Origin of the sequence: Aeromonas sp. R1-1, from assembly GCF_040908495.1 — a bacterium.
GTDB lineage: Bacteria > Pseudomonadota > Gammaproteobacteria > Enterobacterales > Aeromonadaceae > Aeromonas > Aeromonas veronii.
In genome coordinates this window covers 1-2,610 of record NZ_JBFODV010000252.1, presented here as the reverse complement: position 1 = coordinate 2,610, position 2,610 = coordinate 1, and the positions used below count along the sequence as shown (strand labels likewise).

At 59.4% G+C, this 2,610-nt stretch carries 2 protein-coding genes; both read right to left on the bottom strand.

Annotated elements, in window-relative coordinates:
* Window positions 1-104: 104 nt before the first annotated feature.
* The gene (htpG, locus tag AB5Y92_RS16815; RefSeq protein ID WP_368227198.1) at window positions 105-2,018 is read right to left on the bottom strand and encodes a molecular chaperone HtpG; all 1,914 of its coding nucleotides are present in this window, start codon (window positions 2,016-2,018) and stop codon (window positions 105-107) included.
* 164 nt (window positions 2,019-2,182) lie between these two features.
* Window positions 2,183-2,610: recombination mediator RecR (recR, locus tag AB5Y92_RS16810; RefSeq protein WP_368227197.1), on the bottom strand; the 428-nt coding region annotated here is incomplete at its 5' end.

The following is a 2,610-nucleotide window of genomic DNA, read 5'->3' as shown; positions in this document are numbered from 1 at the left end:
CGTTGAAATACAGAACCCCCGATGCGGTACATAGGGGGTTCTGAGTAGAGAAATGCTAGTTGAAAATGTGTAAACCTATTTCAGGACTAGACAGGCGTTGCGGCTTAGGCTTGCAGCAGCAGACGGTTGATGCGGGAGACGAAGCTCGCCGGATCGTTCAGCCCGCCCTGCTCGGCCAGCTGGGCCTGTTCGTGCAGCAGGGTGACCCACTCACCGAACAGTGCCTCGTCGGCGATGGTATCGAGTTTCTTCACCAGCGCATGATCAGGGTTGAGCTCCAGAATGTACTTCTGCTCCGGTACCGGCTGGCCAGCCGCACGCATCAGCTTGATCATCTGGGTGCTCATGCCGTAGGCGTCGGTGACGATGCAGGAGGGGGAGTCGGTCAGACGGTTAGTGACACGCACCTCTTTCACTGCATCGCCCAGGCTCTTCTTGACCCGCTCAACCAGACCAGCGTTGGCCTTCTCGGCCTCTTCCTGGGCCTGCTTGGAGGCTTCGTCTTCCAGATCACCGAGATCCAGTTCGCCACGGGTGACGGAGATAAGCTGCTTGCCGTCGAACTCGGTCAGGTGGCTCATCAGCCACTCATCCACACGCTCCCACATCAGCAGCACTTCGACACCCTTCTTGCGGAAGATCTCGAGGTGCGGGCTGTTCTTGGCTGCAGCATAGGAGTCAGCGGTGATGTAGTAAATCTTCTGCTGACCTTCCTTCATGCGGCCAACGTAATCCTCGAGAGAGACGGTCTGGGCTTCGCCCTCGCCAGCGGTGCTGGCAAAGCGCAGGAGCTTCGCGATCTCTTCGCGGTTGGCGTAATCCTCGGCCGGGCCCTCTTTGAGCACGTTACCGAACTCTTTCCAGAACTTGGCGTACTTCTCGGCATCGTCTTTCGCCAGCTTGGAAAGCATGGTCAGAACCCGCTTGGAGCAAGCCTTGCGCAGGGAGGCGGTCACCTTGTTGTCTTGCAGAATTTCACGGCTGACGTTGAGCGGCAGATCGTTGGAGTCCAGCACCCCTTTGACGAAGCGCAGGTAGGTCGGCATAAACTGCTCGGCGTCATCCATGATGAAGACGCGCTGCACATAGAGCTTCAGACCGTGCTTCTGCTCGCGGTTGTAGAGGTCGAACGGTGCGCGGGCCGGCACGTAGAGCAGGCTGGTGTACTCCTGCGCCCCTTCCACCCGGTTGTGACCCCACAGCAACGGATCTTCAAAGTCGTGGGCGACGTGCTTGTAGAACTCCTGATACTCCTCGTCCTTGATATCTTTCGGGTTGCGAGTCCACAGTGCCGTGGCGCGGTTGACCTGCTCCCACTCGCCCGGGGTGCCGACGATGGTCTCGCCATCCTCTTCGCGATCCGGGGTTCCCTCTTTGAACATCTCGACCGGTACGCTGATGTGATCGGAATATTTGCCCACCACGGAGCGCAAACGCCAGTCGTCGAGGAACTCGTCCTCTTCGGCACGCAGGTGCAGGATGACGTCGGTACCGCGACCCTCTTTGGTCACATCAGCCACGGTGAAGGAGCCTTCCCCTTCCGATTCCCACTGTACGCCCTGCTCCGGAGCAGTACCGGCGGCACGGGAGACCACGGTCACCTTGTCGGCCACGATAAACGCAGAGTAGAAACCGACCCCGAACTGGCCGATCAGCTGGGAGTCACGTCCCTGATCGCCGGAGAGGTTTTTGAAGAATTCTGCGGTGCCGGACTTGGCGATGGTACCCAGGTGCTCAATCACCTGATCGCGGGTCATACCGATCCCGTTATCGGAGATGGTCAGGGTACGCTTCTCTTTGTCCACCACCAGACGCACACGCAACTGGCCGTCGTTTTCGAACAAAGAGGCATCGGAAAGCGCCTTGAAGCGCAGCTTGTCCGCCGCATCGGAGGCGTTGGAGATCAGCTCGCGCAGGAATACTTCTTTGTTGGAGTAGAGGCTGTGAGCCATCAGGCTCAGCAGTTGTTTGACTTCAGTCTGAAAGCCGTGGGTTTCGGCATGAACACTTTGGGTCATGGACCAATCCTCAGAAACATCGGGTTGAACATATGCCCAACCTAGATGGGGACAACGATCCAAATATCAAGGGGGCGAATGTGCAATCCTGCTCATTCGCCCCCTGTTGGCGTGTAACCGCCGATTTTATGTTCAGTTTTTCGCGACTTGCCGCCACCCGCCCCTTACTTGAGGCGCTGGCGCCCCATCAGGGAGTGGGAGAGCGTGGTGCCATCCACCAGCTCCAGCTCGCCCCCCACCGGCACCCCGTGGGCGATGCGGCTCACCTCCACCCCGGCCGCACGGGCCATGTCGGCGATATACCAGGCGGTGGCATCCCCCTCGATGGTCGGATTGGTGGCGAGGATCAGTTCGCTGATGTGCTCTTCCTTTAGACGGCGCTCCAGAATATCGAGCCCCAGCTCCTCCGGGCCTATGCCGTCCAGCGGCGACAGATGACCCATCAGCACAAAGTAGCGACCGGAGAACTGGCCGGTCTGCTCGATGGCCGCCACGTCCGCCGGGCTCTCCACCACGCAGAGCAGGCCATTCTCTTCCCGCTTGGGATTGGCGCAGATATCGCAGCGGTCGTTCTCGGTAAAGGTGCGGCAGT